This is a genomic window from Arthrobacter pascens (genome assembly GCF_017052465.1).
Lineage (GTDB): Bacteria > Actinomycetota > Actinomycetes > Actinomycetales > Micrococcaceae > Arthrobacter > Arthrobacter pascens.
In genome coordinates, this window is the sequence record NZ_JAFHKT010000120.1 from 1 (window position 1) to 23,978 (window position 23,978).

20 protein-coding genes are annotated in these 23,978 nt (G+C 66.2%); 9 read left to right on the forward strand and 11 right to left on the reverse strand.

What is annotated here, in order from left to right; all coding sequences use genetic code 11:
• Nucleotides 1-329 (forward strand): HNH endonuclease signature motif containing protein (locus tag JYA52_RS06415; RefSeq protein ID WP_205652368.1); only part of this gene is annotated, 329 nt, incomplete at its 5' end.
• Between the two features lie 265 nt (nt 330-594).
• Here the strand turns inward: JYA52_RS06415 and JYA52_RS06420 are convergent.
• From JYA52_RS06420 to JYA52_RS06430, 3 genes are all read right to left on the reverse strand, one after another.
• Nucleotides 595-1,878: an ABC transporter substrate-binding protein gene (locus JYA52_RS06420; protein WP_205652369.1), complete on the reverse strand. Its 1,284-nt coding sequence runs from the start codon at nt 1,876-1,878 to the stop codon at nt 595-597.
• Nucleotides 1,879-2,086: 208 nt separating this feature from the next.
• Complete coding sequence (locus tag JYA52_RS06425) at nt 2,087-3,025, reverse strand: carbohydrate ABC transporter permease (RefSeq protein WP_205652370.1); 939 nt, start codon at nt 3,023-3,025, stop codon at nt 2,087-2,089.
• Nucleotides 3,015-3,959 carry a carbohydrate ABC transporter permease gene (locus tag JYA52_RS06430; RefSeq protein WP_205652371.1) on the reverse strand — a complete coding sequence of 315 codons (945 nt, stop codon included), beginning with the start codon at nt 3,957-3,959 and terminating at the stop codon, nt 3,015-3,017. Before JYA52_RS06430 ends, JYA52_RS06425 begins: the two co-directional genes overlap by 11 nt.
• A 412-nt stretch (nt 3,960-4,371) precedes the next feature.
• Here JYA52_RS06430 and JYA52_RS06435 point away from each other — a divergent pair, with 412 nt between their 5' ends.
• The 3 genes from JYA52_RS06435 (at nt 4,372) to JYA52_RS06445 (ending at nt 10,266) form a co-directional block, all read left to right on the forward strand.
• Nucleotides 4,372-6,447, forward strand: coding sequence for a DUF6807 family protein (locus JYA52_RS06435; protein WP_205652372.1), 2,076 nt, complete (start codon nt 4,372-4,374; stop codon nt 6,445-6,447).
• Between the two features lie 17 nt (nt 6,448-6,464).
• The gene (locus JYA52_RS06440; protein WP_205652433.1) at nt 6,465-7,580 is read left to right on the forward strand and encodes a M24 family metallopeptidase; all 1,116 of its coding nucleotides are present in this window, start codon (nt 6,465-6,467) and stop codon (nt 7,578-7,580) included.
• 397 nt (nt 7,581-7,977) lie between these two features.
• Nucleotides 7,978-10,266, forward strand: coding sequence for a SulP family inorganic anion transporter (locus tag JYA52_RS06445; RefSeq protein ID WP_240460029.1), 2,289 nt, complete (start codon nt 7,978-7,980; stop codon nt 10,264-10,266).
• A gap of 70 nt (nt 10,267-10,336) precedes the next feature.
• Here JYA52_RS06445 and JYA52_RS06450 read toward each other — a convergent pair whose 3' ends face one another.
• From JYA52_RS06450 to JYA52_RS06465, 4 genes are read right to left on the reverse strand one after another with little or no spacing between them, the layout of a single operon-like run.
• A complete protein-coding gene (locus JYA52_RS06450) occupies nt 10,337-11,425 on the reverse strand; it encodes a mandelate racemase/muconate lactonizing enzyme family protein (RefSeq protein ID WP_205652374.1) in 1,089 nt (362 codons plus the stop codon).
• 44 nt (nt 11,426-11,469) lie between these two features.
• Nucleotides 11,470-12,384, reverse strand: a complete 915-nt coding sequence (locus tag JYA52_RS06455) for a 5-dehydro-4-deoxyglucarate dehydratase (protein ID WP_205652375.1) — start codon at nt 12,382-12,384, stop codon at nt 11,470-11,472.
• Nucleotides 12,381-13,355, reverse strand: coding sequence for an NAD-dependent epimerase/dehydratase family protein (locus JYA52_RS06460; protein ID WP_205652376.1), 975 nt, complete (start codon nt 13,353-13,355; stop codon nt 12,381-12,383). The genes JYA52_RS06455 and JYA52_RS06460 overlap by 4 nt, the downstream gene beginning before the upstream one ends.
• A 28-nt stretch (nt 13,356-13,383) precedes the next feature.
• Nucleotides 13,384-14,826 carry a Gfo/Idh/MocA family protein gene (locus JYA52_RS06465; protein WP_205652377.1) on the reverse strand — a complete coding sequence of 481 codons (1,443 nt, stop codon included), beginning with the start codon at nt 14,824-14,826 and terminating at the stop codon, nt 13,384-13,386.
• A gap of 186 nt (nt 14,827-15,012) precedes the next feature.
• Here JYA52_RS06465 and JYA52_RS06470 point away from each other — a divergent pair, with 186 nt between their 5' ends.
• Nucleotides 15,013-16,029, forward strand: coding sequence for a LacI family DNA-binding transcriptional regulator (locus tag JYA52_RS06470; protein ID WP_205652378.1), 1,017 nt, complete (start codon nt 15,013-15,015; stop codon nt 16,027-16,029).
• Here the strand turns inward: JYA52_RS06470 and JYA52_RS06475 are convergent, their stop codons facing one another.
• Nucleotides 16,030-16,629, reverse strand: a complete 600-nt coding sequence (locus JYA52_RS06475; protein WP_205652379.1) for a TetR/AcrR family transcriptional regulator — start codon at nt 16,627-16,629, stop codon at nt 16,030-16,032.
• A gap of 280 nt (nt 16,630-16,909) precedes the next feature.
• Here JYA52_RS06475 and JYA52_RS06480 point away from each other — a divergent pair, with 280 nt between their 5' ends.
• A complete protein-coding gene (locus JYA52_RS06480; protein ID WP_205652380.1) occupies nt 16,910-17,533 on the forward strand; it encodes an Ig domain-containing protein in 624 nt (207 codons plus the stop codon).
• A 106-nt stretch (nt 17,534-17,639) separates the two neighbouring features.
• On the opposite strand, the gene JYA52_RS06485 is transcribed toward JYA52_RS06480, so the two are convergent.
• Nucleotides 17,640-18,338, reverse strand: a complete 699-nt coding sequence (locus JYA52_RS06485; RefSeq protein ID WP_205652381.1) for a FadR/GntR family transcriptional regulator — start codon at nt 18,336-18,338, stop codon at nt 17,640-17,642.
• 160 nt (nt 18,339-18,498) lie between these two features.
• Between JYA52_RS06485 and JYA52_RS06490 the strand changes: the two genes are divergently transcribed.
• Nucleotides 18,499-19,749, forward strand: coding sequence for an alpha-hydroxy acid oxidase (locus tag JYA52_RS06490; protein WP_205652434.1), 1,251 nt, complete (start codon nt 18,499-18,501; stop codon nt 19,747-19,749).
• 27 nt (nt 19,750-19,776) lie between these two features.
• Here the strand turns inward: JYA52_RS06490 and JYA52_RS06495 are convergent, their stop codons facing one another.
• The gene (locus JYA52_RS06495) at nt 19,777-20,427 is read right to left on the reverse strand and encodes an ArsR/SmtB family transcription factor (protein ID WP_205652382.1); all 651 of its coding nucleotides are present in this window, start codon (nt 20,425-20,427) and stop codon (nt 19,777-19,779) included.
• Nucleotides 20,428-20,516: 89 nt separating this feature from the next.
• Nucleotides 20,517-21,728, reverse strand: coding sequence for an acetoin utilization protein AcuC (locus tag JYA52_RS06500; protein ID WP_205652383.1), 1,212 nt, complete (start codon nt 21,726-21,728; stop codon nt 20,517-20,519).
• Nucleotides 21,729-21,846: 118 nt separating this feature from the next.
• Between JYA52_RS06500 and JYA52_RS06505 the strand changes: the two genes are divergently transcribed.
• Together JYA52_RS06505 and JYA52_RS06510 are read left to right on the forward strand one after the other, a co-directional pair.
• A complete protein-coding gene (locus JYA52_RS06505) occupies nt 21,847-23,280 on the forward strand; it encodes a TrkH family potassium uptake protein (protein ID WP_205652384.1) in 1,434 nt (477 codons plus the stop codon).
• Nucleotides 23,273-23,959, forward strand: coding sequence for a potassium channel family protein (locus tag JYA52_RS06510; protein ID WP_205652385.1), 687 nt, complete (start codon nt 23,273-23,275; stop codon nt 23,957-23,959). The genes JYA52_RS06505 and JYA52_RS06510 overlap by 8 nt, the downstream gene beginning before the upstream one ends.
• Nucleotides 23,960-23,978 lie beyond the last annotated feature (19 nt).

Here is a 23,978-nt window from a genome sequence, read left to right on the forward strand (position 1 = left end):
GCAGCGAAGGACGCATCCTCGACATCGGCCGCACCACCCGCATCTTCCCGCCCCACATCCGCAAAGCCCTCACCGCCCGCGACCAAGGCTGCGCCTTCCCCAACTGCACCATCCCCGCCCCCTGGTGCGAAGCCCACCACACCACCTACTGGTCACACGGCGGACCCACCAACACCGACAACGGCACCCTCCTGTGCTCCCATCACCACCACCTCATCCACAAAGAACAATGGACCATCCACATGCGATCCGGCGTCCCCTGGTTCATCCCGCCACCCCACATCGACCCCCACCAAAAACCCCGACGCAACCACCACCACCGCACATGAACACCCGGGAACAAGGGGCAAGCACCAACTGGTTGCCTGACCGCTGACTGGGCCGACGCTCCCCCGCTCCGGGCCGCTCCGGGACAATCCGGGCCGCTCGGGACGCTCGGCACGCTCCGGGGCGAGAATCCAGGGAGCCATTCCGAACGCAACAGAAAGTGCCTCCAACCGAACCACAACGGGTCCGGTTGGAGGCACTGTCTGCAGTCCCGCCGTCGAACAGCCAAAGAGCTGAACGGCGGAATGAACGTCCCTAAGTGAAGCCCTAACTGCTAATGGCTGCGGCCATCTCGTCCACTGCTTTCTTGCCGGCTTCTTCCGTTGAAAGCCTGCTGAACAGCACCTCCGAGGTATAGCGCTTGATGATTTCCTGAATGGCGCCGGCCCCCTTCGGCGGGGAGGCGGGAGTCTCACCCAGTTCGCTCTTGATCTGATCGATGAACTTCACAACCTTGACGTCGGCCGGGGTCAGCTTGGCGGAGATCGCCTCCCGCACGTCCGAGTTGGGGTAGACGCCGCGGTCTGCCAGCAGAGCTTCGCCGGCTTTGACGTCGTTGGCCAGGAAGTTGATGAACTTGGCAACTTCCTCCGGGTGCTTGGTCCTGGACGAGGCCGACCAGAACTGCGACGCCTTGTACCAAAGGTTGGCGTCGGCGGCGGAACCGGTCTTGGTCGGGAACCTCAGGACCTTGAGCTCAGTGCCTGCTGCCTTTTCGAGCGCAGGAAGCTGGTTCGACCACCAGAAGGCAAGCCCGTTCTTGCCGGTCGCGAGGCCACTCTGGTCCAACGGCGCGGCCTCAGCTTCCACGACCTCCGACGCCGACGGTACAGCCTTCCTTTCGCTCATCTGCTTCAGGAAGGCCCACCATTCGGCAATGTCTGCGGGCTCAAAGCCCAGCTTCCCGTCCTCCGTGTAGAGCGACTTGCCATTTTGCCGGAGCCATACCCCCAGCGACGCCTCGTCCGTGCCGTAAGCTGCCGCACCGTAAGTGCCCTTCGGGGACTTCGCCGTCACCTGCGCAGCGATTCGTTCGAAGTCTTCCCACGTCCAGGTGGCATCGTTAGGCATTTCCACGCCCGCTGCCTTGAACACTGCCGGGTTAGCCAGGATGGTGGCAGCGTTGATGCCGGCAGGAATACCGGTGAGGCCGTCCTCCCCCTGGCCCGCCTTCAGGGCAGCCTCATCAAGCTTGGACGTATCGACGTCATACTTCGAGAGGTCCAGCAGGGCTCCGCGGCTCGAGTACTCCGTAATGAACTTTTCGTCCATCTGGATGATGTCGGGAGCGTCGTTGGCCGCCACCTGGGTGGCCAGCTTGTCCCAGTATCCGCTCCAGTCGCCATACTCGGGCTTGATCTTGATGTTGGGATTCTCTGCCTCAAAGGCGTCGATGGCCTGCTGGGTGACCTGCGCGCGCTTGTCGCTGCCCCACCACGAGCACCTGAGTTCCACCGTGCCGTCTGCGCTCTGGGTCGGGGATCCCCCGCCGCAGGCGCTCAGGGAAAGTACGACGGCGGCTGCCGCGGCGACCGCTCCCATCTTCCGCATCCTGCGCGGCGCCGAATTAGTTGATGCCTTGCGCTGGCCGGGAACGGCGGTTGCGGCTGGCCGGGAGAATAGATGCACAGTTCACTCCGATCTTCTTTGATCTTGAAAGGTGAGGAAAACGCTTTCCAGCTAAGGTTATAAGTAGCTGGCTTGTAATACAAGTACTAATTTCGGGGCTCTGAACCGTAGCCGCCGCTCAGGGCAGCTACTACTTGATGCCGGTGGTGGCGATGCCCTTGATGAGGAACCGCTGGCCAAAGAGAAACACCAGGAAGACCGGCAGCAGGGACACGATGGACATCGCGAACAGCGATCCCCAACTCGTGGCGGACTGGGAATCCACGAAGGCCCGCAGCGCCACCGGAACGGTGAACATGTCCGGGTCGGTCAGGTAGATCAGGGCGCCGAAGAAGTCATTCCAGGTCCAGATGAACGTAAAGATCGTGGTGGTCGCGAGTGCCGGAACCATGAGGGGCAGAATCACGCGCAGGAAGATCCGCGGATGGCCGGCGCCGTCGATCCTGGCCGCCTCGTCAAGCTCTTTGGGAATGCCGCGGATGAACTGCACCATGAGGAACACAAAGAACGCATCCGTCGCCAGGAGCTTGGGCACGATCAGCGGCCAGAAGGTGTTCACCCAGCCGATCTGAGAGAACAGGATGTACTGCGGAACAATCACCACGTGGAACGGCAGCATGATGGTGAGGAGCATGATGCCGAAGAAGATCTTCTGCCCCGTGAATTGCAGCCGGGCAAAGGCGTAAGCGGCCATGGAGCAGGAGATGAGGTTTCCCAGGATCGACCCCAGCACCACCACGGCGGAGTTGAGCATGTAGTGGCCAAACGGATGGGTCAGGGCGGACCAGCCGTCCGCGTAGTTGGCCATTTCGAGGCTGTTGAGCCACAGACCGGGCTCGCGGAAGATGAGTTCATTGGCCCGGAGCGATGAAACGACCATCCACAGCAGCGGATAGATCATCACACCGCCGGTCACGATCAGGATCGCGTGCTTGATGAGCGCCTTGGTCCGTGCGCTCCGGCTAAAGGCCAGGGTGCCGCGGGATTCGCGGGGCTTGCGGGGATTCGTTGGCTTGCCGGCCGCGGGCTTGTTGCTCGCGGCGGGAAGCGCCTCCAGCTTAGTCGTCATAGAAAACCCAATACTTTGCAGCGATGAAGTTGATGGCAGTGAACGCACCGATGATGACCAGCAGGAACCAGGCCATGGCCGAGGCGTACCCCATATCAAACTGGCCGAAGCCCTTTTGGTAGAGGTAGAGAGTGAAGAACATGGTGGAATCCGACGGACCGCCGTTGCCGCCGGAGACGATGAAGGCCTGGGTGAACGACTGGAACGATCCGATGATCTGCAGCACCAGGTTGAAGAAGATGATGGGGCTGAGCAGCGGCAGGGTGATGCGCCAGAATTTCTGGAGCTTGGTGGCGCCGTCAACCTCGGCGGCCTCGTAGTACATGTTCGGGATCTGGCGCAGGCCGGCCAGGAAGATGATCATCGGGGCGCCGAACGTCCAGACGTGGAGCAGGATGATGGAGCCAAGTGCAGTGCTCGGATCGGAGATCCAGCCTGGTCCTTGAATGCCCACAACCGCCAGAATCTGGTTGACCAGGCCTGTCGTGCCGAAGATCTGCTTCCAGAGGATGGCAATGGCCACCGATCCGCCCAGCAGCGACGGCAGGTAAAAGATGGACCGGTAGAACGGAAGGGCGCGGAGGCCCTTGTCCAGCACCAGTGCGATCAGCAGCGCGACTGCCAGTTGCAGCGGCACGCCGACCAGCACGTAGGTGAACGTCACGCCGAGGGAGTTGTGCAGCCTGGCATCGCTGAACATCCGCACGAAGTTGTCCAAGCCCACCCACTCCGGAGCTTGAATCAAGTTGTAGTCAGTGAACGACAGGTACAGGGACATCAGCATGGGCCCGATCGTGATGGCAACCAGCCCAACAAGCCACGGCATCAGGAAGATGTAGGCGGCCTTGTTGTCGCGTCCGTTGGCCTTCTTCTCCTCGGCCGTGATCGGACCCCTGCGGCGGGAGAGGGACGTGAGTTCGTTGATGGCACTCACTGCGCGCACCTCGCTCGCTGGGACTTGGGTATGTGTTGAGCGGCCATATGGTCTCCTTTGGTCATCGTGGCCATCCACGTGCAGGCAATTCATCCGGAACGGAAGGTGAGGCCTCGTACCGCGGCGTCATCCCGGCTTCTGTGCAGTCCGGCAATGTGCCTGCCAGCACTTCCGGTGAAGCGGTTCCGTACCAAGGTAAACGCTTTCCAAAGCGATGTACAGGGTTTTTCACTATTTTGGGATAACGCTTTCCATGAGACACTGCTACTGAAATCACTCCTCCTGGCAGCACCGGCCCAACCGGCGCCGGGGCCGCCGTGGAGCTGATGCGAGAAAACGCTTTCTCGGGTACCGTGTAACTGCCCGAGGTTCCCTTATCGTCAGCACTTCTTCCTCACAAGGATCACCCCGCATGTCGCAACCTTCCGCTTTTGCTTCCTCTGTCGCCCCGAGCCCCTCCGAACAGGCACCAAGCACGGTGCCTCGCATTGCCCTCGTCGGAGTGCACGGTTTTGGTGAACGCCACCTGGCTAACGTGGCCCGGCTGCAGGCCACCGGCGTTCTCGATCTCGTGGCCATCGCGGACCCGCACCCGCCAAGGGACGGGGCGTTGGGGAGCTCGGTCGCCGTCTTCGAAACCTTGGACGACCTCCTTGCCGCGGGCACTGCCCCGGATGTTGTCATCCTGGCCACCCCGATCCAGACGCACGTCCCGCTGGCCAAGGCCGCCCTTGCCGCTGGCGCCGACGTCTATGTTGAAAAGCCCCCCGCGGCATCCCTGTCGCAGTTCCAAGAGCTCCTGGCGGCGGCCGAGTCGGCTGGCCGGCTCGTGCAGGTGGGATTCCAGAGCCTGGGGTCCGCAGGGCTGCCCGCCGTCGGAGAGATCATCGCGAACGGGGAAGTCGGCGACGTCCTCGGCCTGAGCGCTACCGGCACCTGGCTCAGGACACGCGCCTATTTCCAGCGCTCGCGCTGGGCGGGCAAGCGCAGCCTCGACGGAACCGACGTCGTGGACGGCGTGGCCACCAATGCCTTGGCGCACGCGGTCGTCACGGGGCTCAGCATTGCCGGCGCCCATAGGTTGGAAGACGTGGCAGCCGTGGACACAGATCTGTACCACGCCCACCCCACCGAGAGCGATGACACGTCGGTGATCCGGGTCCGCACCGCGGGCGGCCGCGTTCTGGCCTGCGCCCTGACCCTCTGTGCCGCAGAACAGACCCTGCCCTCGGTCACTGTATTCGGCACGGCAGGCAAGGCTGAGTTCTTCTACACGGCAGATGAGCTGGTGGTCACGACGGCGGACGGCGAGCGCCGCGAGGTGTTCGGGCGCACGGATCTGCTGGAAAACCTGCTGGACGCACGCTCATCGGGCGCGGAATTGCTCAGCCCCCTGGCCGGGTCCGGGGCCTTCATGGCTGTCCTGGAGGCAATCCGCACCGCCCCGGCACCGAGTCAGATTGACGCCCGCTACGTCACGTGGGAAGGCAGCGGGGACGATGCCCATCCCGTGGTGCACGGAATTGCTGAACTCATCTCACGGGCAGCCCTTGCGCAGGCGACGTTCTCCGAACTCGCCGTTCCATGGGCCCGTCCGCTGCAACCGGCTGTCCATTTCACTGTGGCGGGACGTGCAGTGGCGAGTTACCAGGACGGCAGCCGCATCCGGCCCAGCTCCTCCCCGCGCCCCTACCTGCACCCGGTGCGGACCCTGGCCGGCACCGTGGTCACCGACCATCAGCCCGCCGACCACGTGTGGCACCTCGGGGTCGGCGTGGCGCTGCAGGATGTCAACGGCATCAACTTCTGGGGCGGACGGACCTACACGCGCGACGCCGGGGAGTACGTCTGGCGGCCGGACCACGGCACGGTTGTGCGCACGTCGTCCACCACGGCTTCCGCCGAAGATCCCTGCCCTGATGGGCAGGACCCTGATGGAGACAGCTCCCTCTCAGAGGAACTGTGCTGGAAGGGGCCCGACGGCGTCGCGGTGCTGCGGGAGCAGCGCAACTGGACGTGGGCCGCCGTCGACCCCCGGACCTGGCGCCTGACGCTCGATTTCACGCTGGCACCGGCCGGCGGTGTTCCGGTCAGCCTCGGCAGTCCCGGTTCCAATGGTCGGCCCCAGGGCGGCTACGGAGGGTTCTTTTGGCGCCTGCCGGCATGCGCCGGCGCCCGGGTTTGGTCGCCGGCGGGGTCCGGGGAGGCCGCGCTGCACGGCTCGGTGAGCCGATGGCTCGCGTGGAGCGGGACGTTTGACGGAGAGCCCGCCACGCTGGTGTTCACCGCCCCGGAGGATTGCCGCGACCCATGGTTCGTCCGGGTGGCGGGCTACCCCGGCGTGGGACAGTCACTTGCCTGGGATGAGCCGGTGCTCCTGCATCCCGGCGAGTCGGTGCACCGAAGCATCACGGCGCTGGTGTCCGATGCCCTCCTTGGCACCGCCGACATTGGTTCGCTCATCGGCGCATTGGAGCGCCGCTCGTGAACGCCGACTCCATCGACATCGCAAGGACCCCTCGGCCTGAGGCAACACCAGCCCGCACTGCACCGGGCGTGCCGGCGGACCGCGCAGTAAAGCGGCGCCGGGTGCTGGACATTCTCAACGCCGCCGGCCGGGACTCGCTCCTGCTGACCAGCCACACCGCCCTGACCTGGTACCTGGACGGCAGCCGGGTCCACATCAGCCTGGCAGGCGATCCGGTGGCCGCCGTGCTGGTGGCCCGCGACGGCGACCATCTGGTGACTTTCAACAACGAGGCCGGCAGGATTGCCGCCGAGGAACTGCCGGACGGGGTATCGCTGCACGAGGTCCCCTGGTACGGACAGCTGCATGATGCCGCCGCCGGGCTGGGCAGGGACCTTACGGGCGACGTGCCCCTCGACGAGGCAGCGGTCACCGCCGAGCTGCGGGCCGCCCGGCAGCCGCTTCTGCCGGGAGAAAGCGCCCGCTATGCCCGGCTCAGCGGGGACCTTGCCCGCGCCATGACGGATGTCCTGTCCGCCGCGCGGCCGGAGGACACCGAGCTCGCGCTGGCCGCGGCTCTCGCCTCGCATCTGGTGGCGGCGGGCGCCGAGCCCCTGGTCCTGCTGTGCAGCGGCAGTTCGCGCAGCGGCTTCCGGCACCCTCTGGCCACGCACGCACCCGTTGGCCGCAGGGCGATGCTCGTGGCCTGCGCCAGACGCGACGGCCTGGTGGCCAACGCGACTCGCTGGGTCCGTTTCGATGCCGCCACGCCAGCGGAACGTGATGCCGAATCCAGGATCGCAGCAGTCGAGGCGGACATCTTCGACGCCACTGTCCCGGGCGTCCGGTTGGCTGCGATCCTCGCCGAAATCACGGCCGCCTATGCCAGGCATGGCTTCGGCCAAGGGCAGTGGGAACTGCATCACCAGGGCGGACCGGCCGGGTACGCCGGGCGCGATCCACGTGTCACGGCGTCCGCGGAGGATGCCGTCGTGCTGAACCAGCCGTTCACGTGGAATCCGTCCGGGCCGGGAGTGAAGATCGAGGACACCGTCCAGCTGACCGGCAGCGGGATCAGGGTCCTGACGGCGGATCCCCGGTGGCCGTCCGCTCCGGTGAACGGCCTCGAAAGGCCGATCACCCTGCAGCTGTAGGCAATGTTTTTTCGCGCGCGGTTCACGCAGAAGGCCAACATTTCTAATGTGACTTGATAAATGCCCGTGTTGTTGTCCGCTGCCCCTAGCTGTCGCCCGGGGTCCCTCCACCACCGCGGTCCGCCCGGATTCTGGCGGCAGGCCGGGGATCTGACATTCCGTCGAGCTGCGGGGAGGTTTGCCAGGCCTGCCCCGGAACGCCCGAAGCACGAAAAATAGGGGCTGTATTAAGCGGATTTTACGGCCACCGACGGGTGTTGTTTCTCACGACCAATGCCCTTGCGGCTGTACTGACGGCGTCAATAGCGTGGACAAGGACCCGCCAAACGAGCCAAGGACAAAAATGCCCTCACCAGCCGCAACGGATCCAATCTCTCCTCCCGCTACAGCAACCCGGATGCCTTTCCGGACCGCCCTGACCTCCGGACTTCGCTGGGATTTGCCGGCATCCCTTGTCGTGTTTCTCGTGGCGGTGCCGCTCTCGCTGGGGATTGCGGCGGCCTCCGGGGCACCCGTCATGGCAGGCCTTATCGCCGCCGCTGTCGGCGGCATCGTGGCCGGCACCCTTGGCGGCTCTCCGCTGCAGGTCAGCGGCCCGGCCGCAGGCCTGACCGTCATCGTTGCCGGACTGATTGAGCAGTTCGGCTGGCCGGCGACCTGCGCCATCACGGCCGCAGCCGGCGTCCTCCAGACTCTGCTGGGCTTCGCACGGGTGGGCCGTGTGGCGCTCGCCATCGCCCCCGTGGTGGTCCACGCCATGCTCGCCGGCATCGGCGTCATCATCGTCCTGCAACAGACCCACGTGATGCTCGGCGCCGAGGCCGGCGAATCAGCCTGGCAGAACGTCAAGGCCCTGCCTGCCACCATCACGTCGCTGGATCACCAGGCGGCGGTTCTGGGCGTCTTGGTGATCCTCACGCTCCTCGGCTGGAAGTACATGCCTGCCGCCGTCCGCCGCATCCCGGCTCCGCTGGCGGCCGTGGTCGCCGCCACCGCGCTATCGCTGCCGTTCAAGTCCGACGTCGACCGGATCACCTTCGACGGGTCCCTCCTGAACGCAATTTCCCTGCCGCAGCTGCCGGAGGGGCATTGGAGCGCAGTTGCCATCGGCATCATCACCATCGCACTGGTGGCCAGCGTCGAATCCCTGCTCTCCGCCGTCGCAGTGGACAGGATGCACCACGGCGAACGGACGGATTTCAACCGGGAACTCCTGGGCCAGGGCGCCGCCAATATGACCTCCGGCATGCTGGGCGGACTTCCCGTCACCGGGGTGATCGTGCGCAGCGCAACCAATCTGGAAGCAGGGGCGCGGACGCGAAAATCAGCCATACTGCACGGCATCTGGGTGCTGGTCTTTTCCCTTCTCCTGGCGGCGGTGATCGAGCTTGTTCCCGTTGCCGTCCTCGCGGGACTGCTGATCATCATCGGCGTCCGGCTCGTGAAGGTGGCCGACTTCCACACTGCCCGCGTTACCGGCGACCTGGCGGTATACGCGGTCACGCTGCTGACCGTGGTGTTCGTGAACCTCCTGGCGGGAGTGCTCACAGGCCTGGCCCTGGCCGTTGCGCTGGTCCTGTGGCGCGTGGTCCGTGCCGGTATCCATGCGGAACCCCTCGGCGACCCGGACGAACAGCGCTGGCGGGTGGTCATCGACGGATCCTGCAGCTTCCTTTCACTCCCCCGACTCAGCCATGTCCTCGCCTCCGTCCCGACCGGCTCGCACGTCACCGTCGAGCTTGAGGTGGACTTCCTGGATCACCCTGTTCACGACACGTTGGACGCATGGCGCAGCCGGCACATCGGCAACGGCGGCACCGTGGAGATCGAAGAAAGCGGCACCGCCACCCTCCACGGCGCCAAGGCCGGGCCACCGGCGCGCGGGAGCTCGCGCTCCGCCCTCCGGGGCGGCTTTGCCCCGTGGCGCAGCTGGCAGCGGCATCACCGGACTGAGGTGGACGCCGGGATGGGCGCAGGGGCCGGCGGTCCGGCTCCCCTGCAGACGGTGCTCGCGGGCGTGGACAACTATCACCGCCGGCACGCGCACCTGCTTCGTCCCCATGTGCAGGAACTGTCCGCCGCCCAGAACCCGGACACCCTGTTCCTCACCTGCGCAGATTCACGGCTGGTCCCGAACCTGATCACCAGCAGCGGCCCGGGCGACCTGTTCACCGTCCGGAACGTGGGCAACGTTGTGGGGAATGGCCGGCTCGACCCCTCGGTCGAAGCAGCGCTGGACTTCGCGCTCAACAAGCTGTCCATCAGGTCCGTGGTCGTCTGCGGCCACTCCGGCTGCGGTGCCATGACTGCCCTGACCGCAGAGCCGGATGGGGGCTCGGCCAAGGAGGCCGCTGCCGGGCGCAGTTCGGTCGATACCTGGCTGGACCACGCCCGGCCCAGCCTGGCCGCATTCCGCTCGGGGCACCCCGTGCAGGCCGCTGCAGCAGGCGAGGGATACGGGGAAGTGGACCAGCTGGCGATGGTCAATGTCGCGGTCCAACTGGAGCGGCTGCAGCGCCACCCCGGGGTCAGGGAGGCACTCCGCTCCCGCGGGCTGCACCTGACCGGCCTGTTCTACGACATTGCCACGGCCCAGGTCCTGCAGGTCACTCCAGAGGGCATCAGCCACCTCGATCCGCTGCCGCGTGCCGCGGTGGACGCCGGCCCCGTCGCAGCCTCCGTGTAGGCACCGCGTCCGTGCAGGCACCGCTTGCGCGTTGGTGGGGACTCCGGGTCACCGGGGTCCCCACCGGCGTTTACTCCCTGAAGCTGAAGCCCAGGCCGGGGAGGCCGGACAAGGTGAGGCGGCTGTCCGCTATCCGGACCGGTGAGGGTCCGTCGAGGACGCCGAGCTGGCCGAAGCCCGCGTCCTCGACGTCCTCCACCAAGGTCGGCTCGGCCAGCGTCAGGGCCAGCTGTCCGGACAGCTCGGGAAGCAAGTGCGGCAGGACCCTGATGCTGTGGGTCCGGGCGAGTTCCACGATGCGCCGGAACGGCGTTATCCCGCCTACCCGGACGATGTTGGGCTGGATGATGTCCACGGCGCCGGCATCGATGAAGTCCCGGAACCGGTAAATGGTGTGAAGGTTTTCGCCGAGGGCGATGGGCACGGGCGAGTGTTTCCGCAGCCGCCGGTACGCCCACAGGTCGTCCGCGCACAGGGGTTCCTCCAACCATTCCAGGCCAAACTCCCCCAGCACATCCAGGGCCCGGAAGGTCGTGGGCAGGTCCCAGCGCTGGTTGGCGTCGATCATCAGCTTCCGGTCCGGGCCCAGGGCTGAGCGCACCGCGGCCAGCCGCTCCGCGTCCTCCCGGATGTCCGGCTTGCCAACCTTCACTTTCACGGCCCGGTGGCCCGCGGCCACCCAGCGCTCCACCTGCCCCACGAGTTCTTCCAGGGAGTAATGCAGGTTGACGCCGGAACCGTACACCTCCACGGACTCCTGGCGCTGCCCCAAGAGGGCGGTAACGGAGGCCCCGACGCGGCGGGCGCGCAGATCCCACAGCGCCAGGTCGACGCCGGCCATGGCGATAGTGGTCAGACCTCCGCCGCCGGCTTCGTGCAGCCGTTTCCACAGCAAGTCCCACACCGCCTCCGGGGTTGCCTCCAGCCCGGTGACGAAGGGGGCGATATCGCAATCCAGCAGGGCCTTCACAGCCTGCGGGCCAATGGTGGGCGTCCACGAAAAGCCGCGCCCCACGCCGCCGTCGTCCGTTTGGATTTCTGTAGTGATCACGTGGTTTTCGGTGGCATCCTGGCCCCAGCTTCGCCGTAGCGGAACGGTGAGGAGGCGCGTTCGAAGGCCGGTGATCCGGGGCGCAGGCCCGGCATGTGCAGAATTCACGGCTGGTGCAGGACTCACGGCTGGTGCAGGACTGGTGCCCGCCACTAGCGGACCGCCAGCTCGTGGCCCTTGGCCAGGATCGCCTTCAGCTCAACGAGCTGTTCCCCGGTGGGGTCAACAAGCGGCGGGCGGACGGACCCCACGGGAAGGCCGGCCAGCCTGAGGCCGGCCTTGATCAGGGAGACGCCGAAGCCGGGGGTCTGGTCGCGAAGCCTGACGAGCGGAGCGAAGAATCCCTCGAGCAGGGCATCACGGCGTTCCTCGTCCCCGTCCATGTAGGCGTTGTAGTAGGTAGTGGCAATTTCCGGGGCCATGGCGAAAGCCGCCGACGAGTAGAGCGGGATGCCGAGGCCACGGTAGGCGCCCTGGCTGAGTTCGGCCGTGAGCAGGCCGTTGAAAAGCAGGAAGTCGGTCCGCCCGCTGGCCTTGACCGCGGTCACGATCTCCTGGGCGAGCCCCACATCCCCCACACCGTCTTTGAAGCCGATGACCTTGGGGTTGGCAGCCAGTTGGCCGATGGCCTGGGCTGTGAACGTCGCGTTGCCGCGGTGGTACACGATCACGGGCAGGCTGCTGGCATTGGCCACGGCCTCGATGTAGGCGACCAGACCGTCCACCGGGCCGCTGACCAGATAGGGCGGCAGCACCAGCAGGGCGTCCGCTCCTGCTTCGTCGGCAGCCCGCGCGGCGGCCATGGCGTGCCCGAGCGGCCCGCCCGCCCCGGCAACCACAGGCACTTTTCCGGCGGCGGTGGCAACCGCCTCGACGGTTGCCGCCACCACGGTGCGGACCTCGTCAATGTCCAGTGCGTGGAACTCGCCGGTCCCGCAGGCCGCGAAAACGCCGCCCGGTCCGAAGGGCAGCCGGGAGCTGATGTGCTCCTTGAGGACGTTCACGTCCACGGTGCCCTCGGGCGTGAACGGGGTGACGGGGAAGAAAAGTACTCCGTCGAACTTCATGGTGTCTCCTTGGGTCCGGTTCCTGCCGCGGCAAATGCCGCGGGGGCCTCGTCGTTGAGGCGTGAGGGGGCTGGATTTCGTAGTTCGGTCCGCCAGGTCCGCGTTGGCTCCCAGCCGAGCAGCTTCCGGGCCTTGTCGACGGAAAAGCCGGGACGGGTGCCTGTCAGGCCCGCTGCCAGGCCGGCGCTGCCGGGCAGGAAGCGAGGGATCAGTTCCGCCAGCGGTTCGGTGGCGAGGGCGTCCGCCGCGCCCACAAAAAACGTCTGGCCGTTGGGAATGGCGTCCATTTTCTGCAGGAGCAACTCGAGGAAATCCGCCACATCGCGTGCGTCGACGTAGTTGAACAATGCCGGGGCGGCCAGGGCGGGATCGGCGAGCCGCTCCGCAAGGGTGTGTCCCTGCTGCGTCGGCGCGCCCTCCCACTCCTCCGGTGAGATGACGAAGCAAGGGCGGAAGGCGGCGTAGCGGATCCTGTCCCCCTGGGCCGCCGCAAACATCTGCATCGTCTGTTCGGCGATCAGCTTGGACAGGGCGTATGCGTTCCAGGGCTTCGGCGTGGTTTCCTCGTCCAGCGGGAAGGCATCGGGCAGCCAGCCGGCGGGTGACCCGTAGCCCAGCACGGTGGGGCTGCTCGCGGTGACGATTTTCGGCACCCCGGCTTCCGTGGCGGCGCTTAGAACCGCGAAGGCTAGCCGGGTGTTGGTGCTGAAAATGACGTCCTCGGGTGCGCTGAAAGGTACGGCGATCGCTGCCAGGTGGATGACGGCGTCGGGAGTTGCATCCTGCATGAGGCGCAGTGCTTCCCCGGGCGCCAGGAGGTCCGCGGTATGCTGCACGGCGCCGGCGGGCAGCTGGGCTGCCGGAACCGCATCGCGGTCAACGGAGATGACATGGTGGCCCGCGCGGGCGAGGCCATCAACCACGCTGCGGCCCAGCCTGCCGGAGCCGCCGGTAACTAAAATCCTGCTCATGGTTTCCTTATGGGTGTCGTCGGCCGGTTCAGCGGCCACGGCGGAGGTCGGCGCCGAGGTTGAGATCCTGAATGCGCACGGGGAGGGACGTGGCGAGGGATTCATTGCCGGCAATGCCCACGGATACGGAACGTAGACCGTCCAGATATCCGGACGGCCGGCCCAGCGGATCTTCGCCAGGACCATTGAAAAGGTCTGAGAGGAGCAGGAGGTCGCCGCCGCCGTGGCCGCCTTCACCGTTGATGATCGGCACTTCGTAGGCGGATTCCCAGTGGCGCTGCACCACGAGGCGCTCACCGTTGCGGCGGACCGCATCGTCCTCCTCGACCGGCGTGGCGCTCGGGTCCACCACCACCTTCTTATCGGTACTGCGCCGCACCGCGGCGCGCTCCACCACCTCCAGCTCGGCGCGGCCGTCGGTGCCGTTGACGGCCACGCGGTACCCCTCCCAGGGACTGTGCGCGTTGAGCGAGTAGCTCAGGGTGGGTCCGCCGTCGTAATCCACCACGACGGCGAGGTTGTCCTCGATGGTGATGCCTGCGGTGAAGACGTCCTGGTCACGGCGGTAGCCGTCGTAGTGCTCGTTCTCGTAGTAGAGGGCCCGCAGTTTTTCGTCATCGCGCAGGTCCAGGACGAACGGGTCGCCGGTGCCCGCTGCGCCCTCTCCGGTTGCGGGGCCGGGGGTTCCGCGCTCCGGCCGGGACCCCAGTCCGCGTTCGGCCGCATTCCTGTCACCGTAGAACTTCAGGCCCCCGGAGGCGAAGACGCGCACCGGGACATCGTCGATCCACCAGTTCACGAGGTCGAAGTGGTGCGAGGCCTTGTGGATCAGGAGCCCGCCGGAGTTGGCCTTCTCCCGGTGCCAGCGCCGGAAATAGTCGGCGCCGTGGACTGTGTCCAGCATCCAGGAAAAGTCGACCGAGGTGACCTTGCCGAGGACTCCGCTCTGGATGATTTCCTTCAGGGCACTGTTCCGCGGTGAGTAGCGGTAATTGAAGGTGACCACCACGTTCCGCCCCGTTTTCGAGACCGCCTCGGTGATGCGCCGGCAGCCGTCAGCGTCGATGGTGAGCGGCTTCTCCACGACGACGTCCGCCCCGGCCTCCAGCGCGGTGACGATCAAGTCGGCGTGGGTGTAGTCAGGGGTGGTGATGATAACGCGGTCGATGTCACTCTCCGCGATGAACTCCGCCAGCCTGTGCGGCTCGAAGGTGGCGAGCGGTGCAGCCTTTCCGCCCGACAGTTCGCCGGCGAGGTCCTGGTAGTACTGCACCCGGCCGGGATTGAGGTCGCTGAGGGCGACGAGTTCAGCCACGTCGGCGTGCTGGCCCACGATGGCCCTCACGTACATCTCCGAGCGAGATCCGGTGCCGACCAGCGCGAAGCGGACTCGCGTCTGCTGTTCCCCGGCGGCGTGTCCGGTCCCTCCGGCCCGTGCGGGCGCTGCACCGGCTGTATCGACGTTGACCATGGATTGCCCCTTTCGAAAGGCAGCGGCGCCAACCGCTTGACGGGCTGGCAGAGTGTGGGAAGAATCAGGCTGAGAAAGCGTTTTCTCACAGCGTTATATGCTTTGTATCAAGTCATCAGCAGGTACGTCAACCAATATCCGCAGCCCCTGGTGGAAAGTGTTGTTGCCGGACTGGGAAGGGGCCACATGGGCCGGAAATCGACCACGCGCCGGATCGGCATTGCCGACGTCGCCCTCAGGGCGGGAGTGTCGCACGCGACGGTTTCGCGCGTCATGAACGGCAACTTCACCGTGGATCCGGCCATCGCCGAGCGGGTCCGGGAGGCGGCCGCTGAGCTCAACTACCAGCCAAACCCGGTGGGCCGCAGCCTCGCGCTTGGCAAGACTGACACCATCGGCATCGTGGTGCCCGATCTCGCCAACCCCACTTTCCAGGCCATCCTGAGGGGACTGAGCATGGCCGCCGCGCAGGACGGATACCGCGTGCTAATCGCCGACTCCTCCGAAGTCTCCAGCGAGGAGGCCATTCTGGCGGGAGAAGCACGACGGCGGTGCGACGGCCTGGTGCTTTGCGCGCCGCGCATGGGGGACGCCGAGCTGGAGGAGCTGGCGCCGTCGCTGCACCCGATGGTGCTGATCAACCGAAGCACCACCGAGACCCGGGTTCCCAGCCTCATGGTGGACTACGGCCAGGGCATCCAGGAGCTGGCCGAGCACCTCGTGGAACTCGGCCACAGCCGCATTGTTTTTCTGTCGGGCCCGGAACGGAGCGCCTCCAATGCGCTCCGCGTGCAGGGGCTGGAGAAGTTCAAGGCCGGCCACCCCGACGTCGAAGTCCAGCTGATCGACGGCGGCTCCAATTTCGACACCGGGCACGATGCGGTGGACGCCGTGCTCGCCAGCGGGGGCACCGGCATCCTGGCCTTCAACGACCTCGTGGCCATGGGCCTGCTCAGTGGACTGCACGAGCGCGGGGTCCGGGTGCCGGAGGACATTTCAGTCACCGGCTTCGACGACATTCCCTTCGCCAGGTACACCACCCCGCCGCTGACCACGGCGGCAGTGCCCATCACCGAACTCGGTGGGCAGGCGTGGCACAGCCTGCGGGCACTGATCCGGAACGAGGACACCCCGAACGCCGTGAATACCTTCCGGCCGCAGGTGGAAGTGCGCGGAAGCACGGGGCCGTCCAAAAACCGGTAGCTATTCCGCTTTGGTTTCCGGCGGTGCCAGCAGCACCTCGACCAACTCCTTGAGGCCTGCAGCGATGTCCACGTCCTTGTCGTACAGCCATTGCAGCTGGAGGCCGTCGAAAGCTGCAATCACCAGCCGCGCCAGCGACTCCGCAGTGGCATCAGCCCGGACTTCGTTAGCACCCTGTCGCCGCCGAATGTCCTGCCCCAGCTCCTTGACGAGTTCGGAGTACCGGCTCTGGAAGTAGGAGTGCGAAGCATGTCCGGGGTCATTGGCTGTTGCCGACGCCACCGCGTACAGCGTGGTGAGCCCGGGCTCTAGCATGTTGCGTTCAGCCACGGGGACCACCCCCGGGAGGCCGGCGTCGGCCACTCCCCTCAGCTCCATGCTCCGGCGGTCCCGCTCCGTCAGGACAGCCGTCAGCAGCTCCTGCTTGCCGCTGAAGTAGTGAAACAAGGTGGCTTCCTTGACGCCGACCAGCTCCGCCACACGTTTGAGGGCAGTCCCCTCGAAGCCCTCAGTGGCAAACACATCGGTGGCCGTCTGGACGATCTGCTCACGGCGTTCGGCGCCCTTGGCATAGCGTCCGCGAGGCTTCACAGTAGACATTCCGCCAGTGTATTTCACGTGGATCGACGTCCGGGCGGAGCCTTCGTTGTTTTGAGCTGAGTGTGTGGCCGGCAGGCCCCAAGTGTGCGCCGCTTCAGCTATAGGGTTTGCCGGGTTTCCGTAAGCTGCGGGCGTCAGGCTGGCTTATCTGCCCGGGAATTTGCGTCCGTAAGTGGTTCCGGTCAGTGCACCGGGCAGGGCAGGACCCTGGCCACTCACCTTAGCGGTCTCACCCCAAGAGGTAGCGAGGAGACACCTCGCCCATGTCAAGGAGTCCATGATGCGAAAGTTGATGCTATTACTGCTTGTCCTGCCGTTCCTGGTGCTTGGAGCGCCGCCCGCACAGGCTGCGACGTGCACCATCGACGCCCCGACCGAGCCCATTACCGGCCAGGTCGGGACGGAGTTCACGTACTTCATCACGGTGACCGATTGCGCCTCGTCGAACAAGATCCCGACCTTCAAGGTCGTCGACGGCCGCCTTCCCGCGGGCACAAAGCTGTTTGACTTCGCTGGCAGCTCCGGGCTGATCAACGGAGTCCCCACGACCGCCGGTACCTTCGACTTCACTGTCCAGGTCAAGGACGAGACCCGTGCAACCGACACCCAGACCTTCAGGGTCGAGATCCTCCCGGCCGAGGCACCGACCATCACCACGGAAACGCTCTCCAGCGGCACAGTCGGCGAGTTCTACTGCTGTGGCAACCTGTTCGCCAGCGGCGGCGTCCAGCCCTACACGTGGTCGGTGGTTGCTGGGGCGCTCCCTCCCGGACTGGAGCTGCCGAAGCGTGAGAACACCATCTCCGGAACGCCCACCACGGCCGGCACGTTCACCTTCACAGTCCGCGTGACCGACGATCTGGGCGCTTTCTCAGAGAAAGAGCTCTCCATCACGATCAGTTGAATGTCAGCCGGCAGCGTCGGCGGTCACGTCGCCGCTGCCGGCGATCTCAGCCTCAAGTGATCACCTGAGAGATTTTTCCAGGGACCGATCGGCTGCCCGCCGGGTCCTACGGGCCACCACTGGCGTGCCCGAGGCCGGCTTCCCGGTAGTAGCCCTCGATGTGGGCTGCGACCAGCCTGGCCGCGCGGCCGCCGTCGTCATTCCGGATGGCATCCAGGATCTCCCGGTGCTCCGAGCGCAGCCGCGCGGCGGTGGCATCCCAGTCCGGAAGGTTGGCCGTCATCTTTCCGGCGTAGCCCTGGATGGCCTCGCGCAGGGACCCCATCATTGCGCTGACCACGGCGTTCCCGGCGGCATCGGCCAGGGCGAGGTGGAACTGCACGTCCAAAGCCAGGAAATCGTCAGTCCCCGGATCGGTGTCCATGTCGTCCAGCAGCTCTGCGGCACGGGCGAGCTCGGGGGCGTCCGGTTTTGCCCGGGCCGCGGCCCAGGATTCCAGCAGCACCCGCGTTTCCACAATGTCCGCCACCGGCAGGTGCTGGGTGGCCACGTGCAGCCGCAGGGCTGAGCCAAGGGCAGCCGTCGGATCGGAAATCACCACCGTTCCGGCATCGGGGCCCGACCCCACGCCGGCACGCACGATGCCCATGGCCTCCAGGATGCGGATGGCTTCGCGGACCGAGGTGCGGGAGACTGCGAGCTGCTCCGCCAGGCTGCGCTCGGCAGGCAGCCGGCCGCCCACCGCGAGCGTGCCCTCTGAAAGCTGGTCCTCGATCCACCGGAGGACAAGTTGGTGCGTACGCATGGGCCCATCCTAGTTGATGTGGTTGGACCACATGCACTACAGTGTGGTCCAACCACAGATTCCGTACTCGGAGGCAGCAGTGACGCAGACAGTTGAATCGAACAACCCCGAAGCCCCCACCACACCCCGGGATACGGCGCCGCCGAACCAGGCACCCGGCATGTCAATCCCCTCCCGCATCCCCGCCGCCCTGAAGCGCCGGATCCCCAAGTATTCGGATCTGGCTCCGCTGATGCAGTTCAAGAAGCCGGAGTTCAGCCGCGCCGCGAAGCTGCAGCGGGCCAGCACGATCTGGGACCTGCGGGACATGGCCAAGCGCCGCACCCCGCAGGCACCGTTTGACTACACCGACGGCGCGGCTGAAGCCGAGATCACCCTGCGCCGTGCCCGTGAGGCCTTCCTGGACATTGAATTCCGCCCGGGCATCCTGCGGAACGTCTCCAGTATCGACCTGGGCACCGACATCCTGGGCGAGCCGTCGCGGCTGCCCGTGGGCATCGCGCCCACGGGTTTCACCCGCATGATGCAGTCCGAAGGTGAATACGCCGGGTCCCAGGCCGCCGAGGCCGCGGGCATCCCCTATACGCTCTCCACCATGGGCACGGCGTCCATCGAGGACGTTGCCGAGGCCGCACCTAACGGCCGCAACTGGTTCCAGCTGTATCTCTGGACGGACCGTGACCGTTCACTTGAACTGATCGAGCGGGCCGCCAAGGCAGGAAACGACACCCTCATGGTCACCGTGGACACCGCCGTGGCAGGGGCCCGCCTCCGCGACGTGCGCAACGGCATGACCATCCCGCCGGCACTGACCCTGAAGACGGTGCTGGACGCCTCCTACCGGCCGGCCTGGTGGTTCAATTTCCTCACCCACGAGCCGCTGACGTTCGCCTCACTCTCGCGCTACACCGGAACCGTGGCGGATCTCATCAATTCCATGTTTGACCCCACCCTGACCTTCGAGGACCTGGACTGGCTGCGCGAAACCTGGAAGGGCAAGCTCGTAGTCAAGGGCATCCAGACCGTCGACGATGCCCGCAAAGTGGTGGACCATGGCGCCGACGGCGTGGTCCTCTCCAACCACGGCGGCCGCCAACTGGACCGTGCGCCCATCCCATTCCACCTGCTGCCGGCCGTCAAGGAAGCCTTCACCAAGGACAACTCCGACGCCGCCATCATCCTGGACACCGGCATCATGAGCGGCGCGGACATCATTGCCGCCCTTGCCCTGGGCGCCGACTTCACGCTGATCGGCCGCGCCTACCTGTACGGGCTGATGGCAGGCGGCCGGGCGGGTGTGGACCGGGCAATCCAGATCCTGGAAAAGGACATGACCCGCACCATGGCGCTGCTGGGCGTCAGCAAGCTGTCCGAGCTGACCCCGGACCACGTGCGGATCCTCGGCAAATAGGGCCCGCCCGCAGGAACACCGGCCGGGCTACTTCTTGCGGCCGAATTTCGGCAGGTTCGCCAGCAGGTCCGCCGCCTTCTTCGCGCCGCGGCCCACCGTGCGTCCGATTTGCTGCGGAACGGTGTCGTCCTGGATGCCCCCTCCGGGAATCACGACGGCGGGGCTCAGCTGCCCGCCCGCGGGGCGCCCGGATTCATCCGTTGCCGGCGCAGCAGCGCTGCCGGCAGCGGCAAAGGCCTCGGGAACCTCTGCATCGAGGGCCCCCGTCGCTGCGCCGTTGAGGGCTGCGTCCTTGAGAGCCGCACCGTTGAGAACCGAACCCGCCGTTTGCGCCCGGGCGGCGTCCGGACGCTGCTGGTCCCCGGCAGCGTCCGCGTGGGCCGTCGCTGCCGGTGACCCGGCGGCGGCAGCCGCCGGGCCGACGTCGAACGTCTCCAGCCAGCTGGCGACGCCTGCCAGCGGCTTCGGGTTCAGTGCGTAATAGCGCTTCTGGCCTTGGGCCCGCATGCTGACGAGGTCGGCCTCGCGGAGCACCTTCAGGTGCTTGGAGATGGTGGGCTGGCTGGCAGCGAGCTCCTCGACCAGCTCCCCCACCGCTTTGTCCCCCTTGCGGAGGGAAACGAGAATGTCACGCCGCGTTGCCTCAGCAATGACGGCAAATACGTCGTCTGTCACCATGGGACCAACCCTAGCGACATATACGCCGAATGGCATCTACTATTTCGCTGCCGCGACACCTCGCCGCCGGAACCCAGCGGTGGGCCGGGTCAGTCGAACCAGGGGTCCAGTCCGTGCAGGGGGAAAACTTCCTTGCGGGTGGCCATCACGGTGCGGTCGACGTCGTCATTGGGGTCGAAGCCGACCTCCCAGGACCGCCACCAGACGTCCGCATCGTCGCCCATGAGCGCAGGTGCGGCCACGCCGTAGTGCTCATGCACATAGGTTCGCCACTCTTCCGGCACGGGGGTGCGCAACGGCACGGGCCGGCCTGCCGCGATGCCGATCAGATGGCTCCAGGCCCTCGGCACGACTCCCGTAATGTGGTACCCACCGCCGCCTGTGGCAATCCACCGGTTATCGCAGTGGCGGGCCGCGAGATTTTCGACGGCGGTGGCGGCCTCACGCTGGCCGTCCACGCTGACGTTGAGGTGCGTCAGCGGGTCCAGCCGGTGCGAGTCGCAGCCGTGCTGGCTCACGATCACCTCCGGCTCGAAGGCCCCGACAAGCTGCGGAACCACGGCATGGAAAGCGCGCAGCCAGCCGGCGTCCCCGGTTCCCACCGGCAGGGCCACGTTGACGGCGCTGCCCAGGGCTTCCGGGCCGCCGATCTCATTGGCGAAACCGGTGCCCGGGAACAGGGCCAGGCCCGTCTCGTGCAGGGAGATGGTGAGGACCCGGGGATCGTCCCAGAAGATGCTCTGGGTCCCGTCCCCGTGATGCGCGTCGACGTCGATGTAGGCGACGCGCTGCACGCCCCCGTCAAGCAGCGTCCGGATGGCCAGGGCGGCGTCGTTGTAGATACAGAAGCCGCTGGCACGGTCGCGGGCGGCATGGTGCAGGCCGCCACCGAAGTTCACGGCACGCACCGCCGAACCGTCCAAAATGGCGTGCGCAGCAAGCAGGGATCCCCCGGCGATGCGGGCGGCGGCCTCATGCATGCCGGCGAAAGCCGGATCGTCCTCGGTTCCGAGCCCGTGCGCCTCGTCGGCGCTGGTCGGGTTTTCACTGATGCGGCGCACGGCAGCCACGAACTCGGGGCTGTGCACGGTGGTCAGTTGCGTGTCGTCGGCCACCGCCGGCGCAGCCAGTTTGACGTGCGCGAGATCCAGCAGCCCCAGGCTCCGGGCCAGCCGTGCGGTGAGGTCCAGCCGCTCCGGTGCCATCGGGTGGCCCGGGCCGAAGTTGTACGCCGTCATGGCAGCGTCCCACACCACCGTCGTTGGCAGTGCGGGAAGGCTGAGTCCGCGCAGGAAAGTCATCAAGGACAGGCTACCTGAGCGAGGTCTCCCCGCCCGCGTTGCGCGACAGCCCGGTCATGCGGCGGACTTTAGTGGTTTACTACTGAAGGAAGCAGATACAACCAAGGAACAGCCACCCATGACGCAAAGCCAGTCGAGGTCCAAGAACCCGACGAGCTGGCAGCCCAACGTACCCGAGCGTGAAGGCCTTTGGATTTTCACCCGGCTCCGGGACTTCATCGACGATATCGCCAACACGTCACCGGCCCGTCTGGCCCTCAGTGCGTTCGTCGTGGTGATCGTCGTCTTCACAGGGCTGCTGTCCCTGCCGGCGTCCTCCGCTGCCGGAACCTTCACGCCATTGCACCAGTCCCTGTTCACGGCCGTCTCGGCCGTGTGCGTCACCGGCCTGACCGTGGTGTCCACCGCGGTCCACTGGTCGTTTTTCGGCCAGCTGATCATTCTTATCGGCATTTTCGTGGGCGGCCTCGGCACGCTGACCCTGGCCTCGCTGCTGGCCCTGATGGTGAGCAAGAAGCTGGGTGTGCGCGGCAAGCTCATCGCCCAGGAAGCCATGAACAACGCCGGGCGACTGGGCGAAGTAGGTACCCTGCTGCGAATCGTCATCACCACCTCCGTGATCATCGAGGGTGTACTGGCCCTCGCGCTGATCCCCAGATTCCTTACCCTCGGTGAACCGTTCTGGCAGTCGGTGTGGCACGGCATCTTCTACGCCATCTCGTCCTTTAACAATGCCGGCTTCACACCGCATTCGGACGGCATCGTTCCCTACGAAACCGATCTGTGGATCCTCGTTCCGCTGATGCTCGGCGTGTTCCTGGGCAGCCTCGGCTTTCCTGTAGTCATGGTCCTGCAGCAGAACGGCCTCAACTGGCACAAGTGGAATCTCCACACCAAGCTGACCATTCAGGTGTCGTTCATCCTGCTGGCGGCCGGGACGGTGCTGTGGGGCCTCATGGAGTGGGACAACCCCCGGACCCTCGGCGGCATGGACCTCGGTGACAAGTTCACCCATGCGCTGTTTGCCTCGGTGATGACACGCTCCGGCGGCTTCAACCTGGTGGACCAGAACCAGATGGAATCTACCACCATGCTGCTCACGGACGCGCTGATGTTCGCCGGCGGCGGCTCCGCCTCGACGGCCGGCGGCATCAAGGTGACCACCATTGCCGTGATGTTCCTGGCCATCATTGCCGAAGCCCGCGGTGACGCGGATGTTAAGGTCTACGGCAGGACCATCCCGGAGGGCACCATGCGCGTGGCCATCTCCGTCATTGTCGCCGGCGCGACGCTCGTTTCCGTCTCTGCCTTCATACTGCTGCACATCAGCGGGGCATCACTCGACCGCGTGCTGTTCGAAACGATTTCCGCCTTCGCCACCGTGGGCCTCAGTACGAACCTCAGCGCCGAGTTGCCGCCGTCGGGCGTCTACGTGCTTTCCGCACTGATGTTCGCCGGCCGCGTGGGCACAGTCACGCTTGCCGCTGCCCTGGCCCTGCGCCAGCGCAGCCAGTTGTACCACTACCCGGAAGAGAGGCCGATCATTGGCTAATACGTCTGGGGCCGTCAACCGCCCCGCCCACAATGCTCCCGTCCTGGTGATCGGGCTGGGGCGCTTCGGCTCCTCTACCGCCGAACAACTCGTCAAACAGGGCCGCGAGGTGCTGGCGATCGAGCGCGACCGGAGCCTTGTGCAAAAGTGGGCCCCGGTGCTCACGCACGTCGTGGAGGCCGACGCTACGAATATCGACGCACTCCGCCAGCTCGGTGCGCAGGAGTTCAGCTCCGCCGTCGTGGGTGTTGGCACGTCCATTGAATCGTCGGTGCTGATCACCGTGAACCTGGTGGACCTGGGCATCGAACACTTGTGGGTCAAAGCGATCACGCCGTCGCACGGCAAGATCCTCACCCGGATCGGCGCCAACCACGTCATCTACCCCGAGGCCGACGCCGGCGTCCGCGCCGCGCACCTGGTGTCCGGCCGCATGCTGGACTTCATCGAGTTCGACGACGACTTCGCCATCGTCAAGATGTACCCGCCGCGGGAAACCGTGGGGTTCACGCTGGACGAATCCAAGGTGCGCTCCAAGTACGGCGTGACGATCGTGGGCGTAAAGTCCCCGGGCGAGGACTTCACCTATGCCCGGCCGGAGACCAAGGTGTCCTCCCGCGACATGCTGATCGTGTCAGGGCACGTGGACCTGCTCGAACGCTTCGCCGCCCGGCCTTAACGGGCGCGCGGGCGCGGGT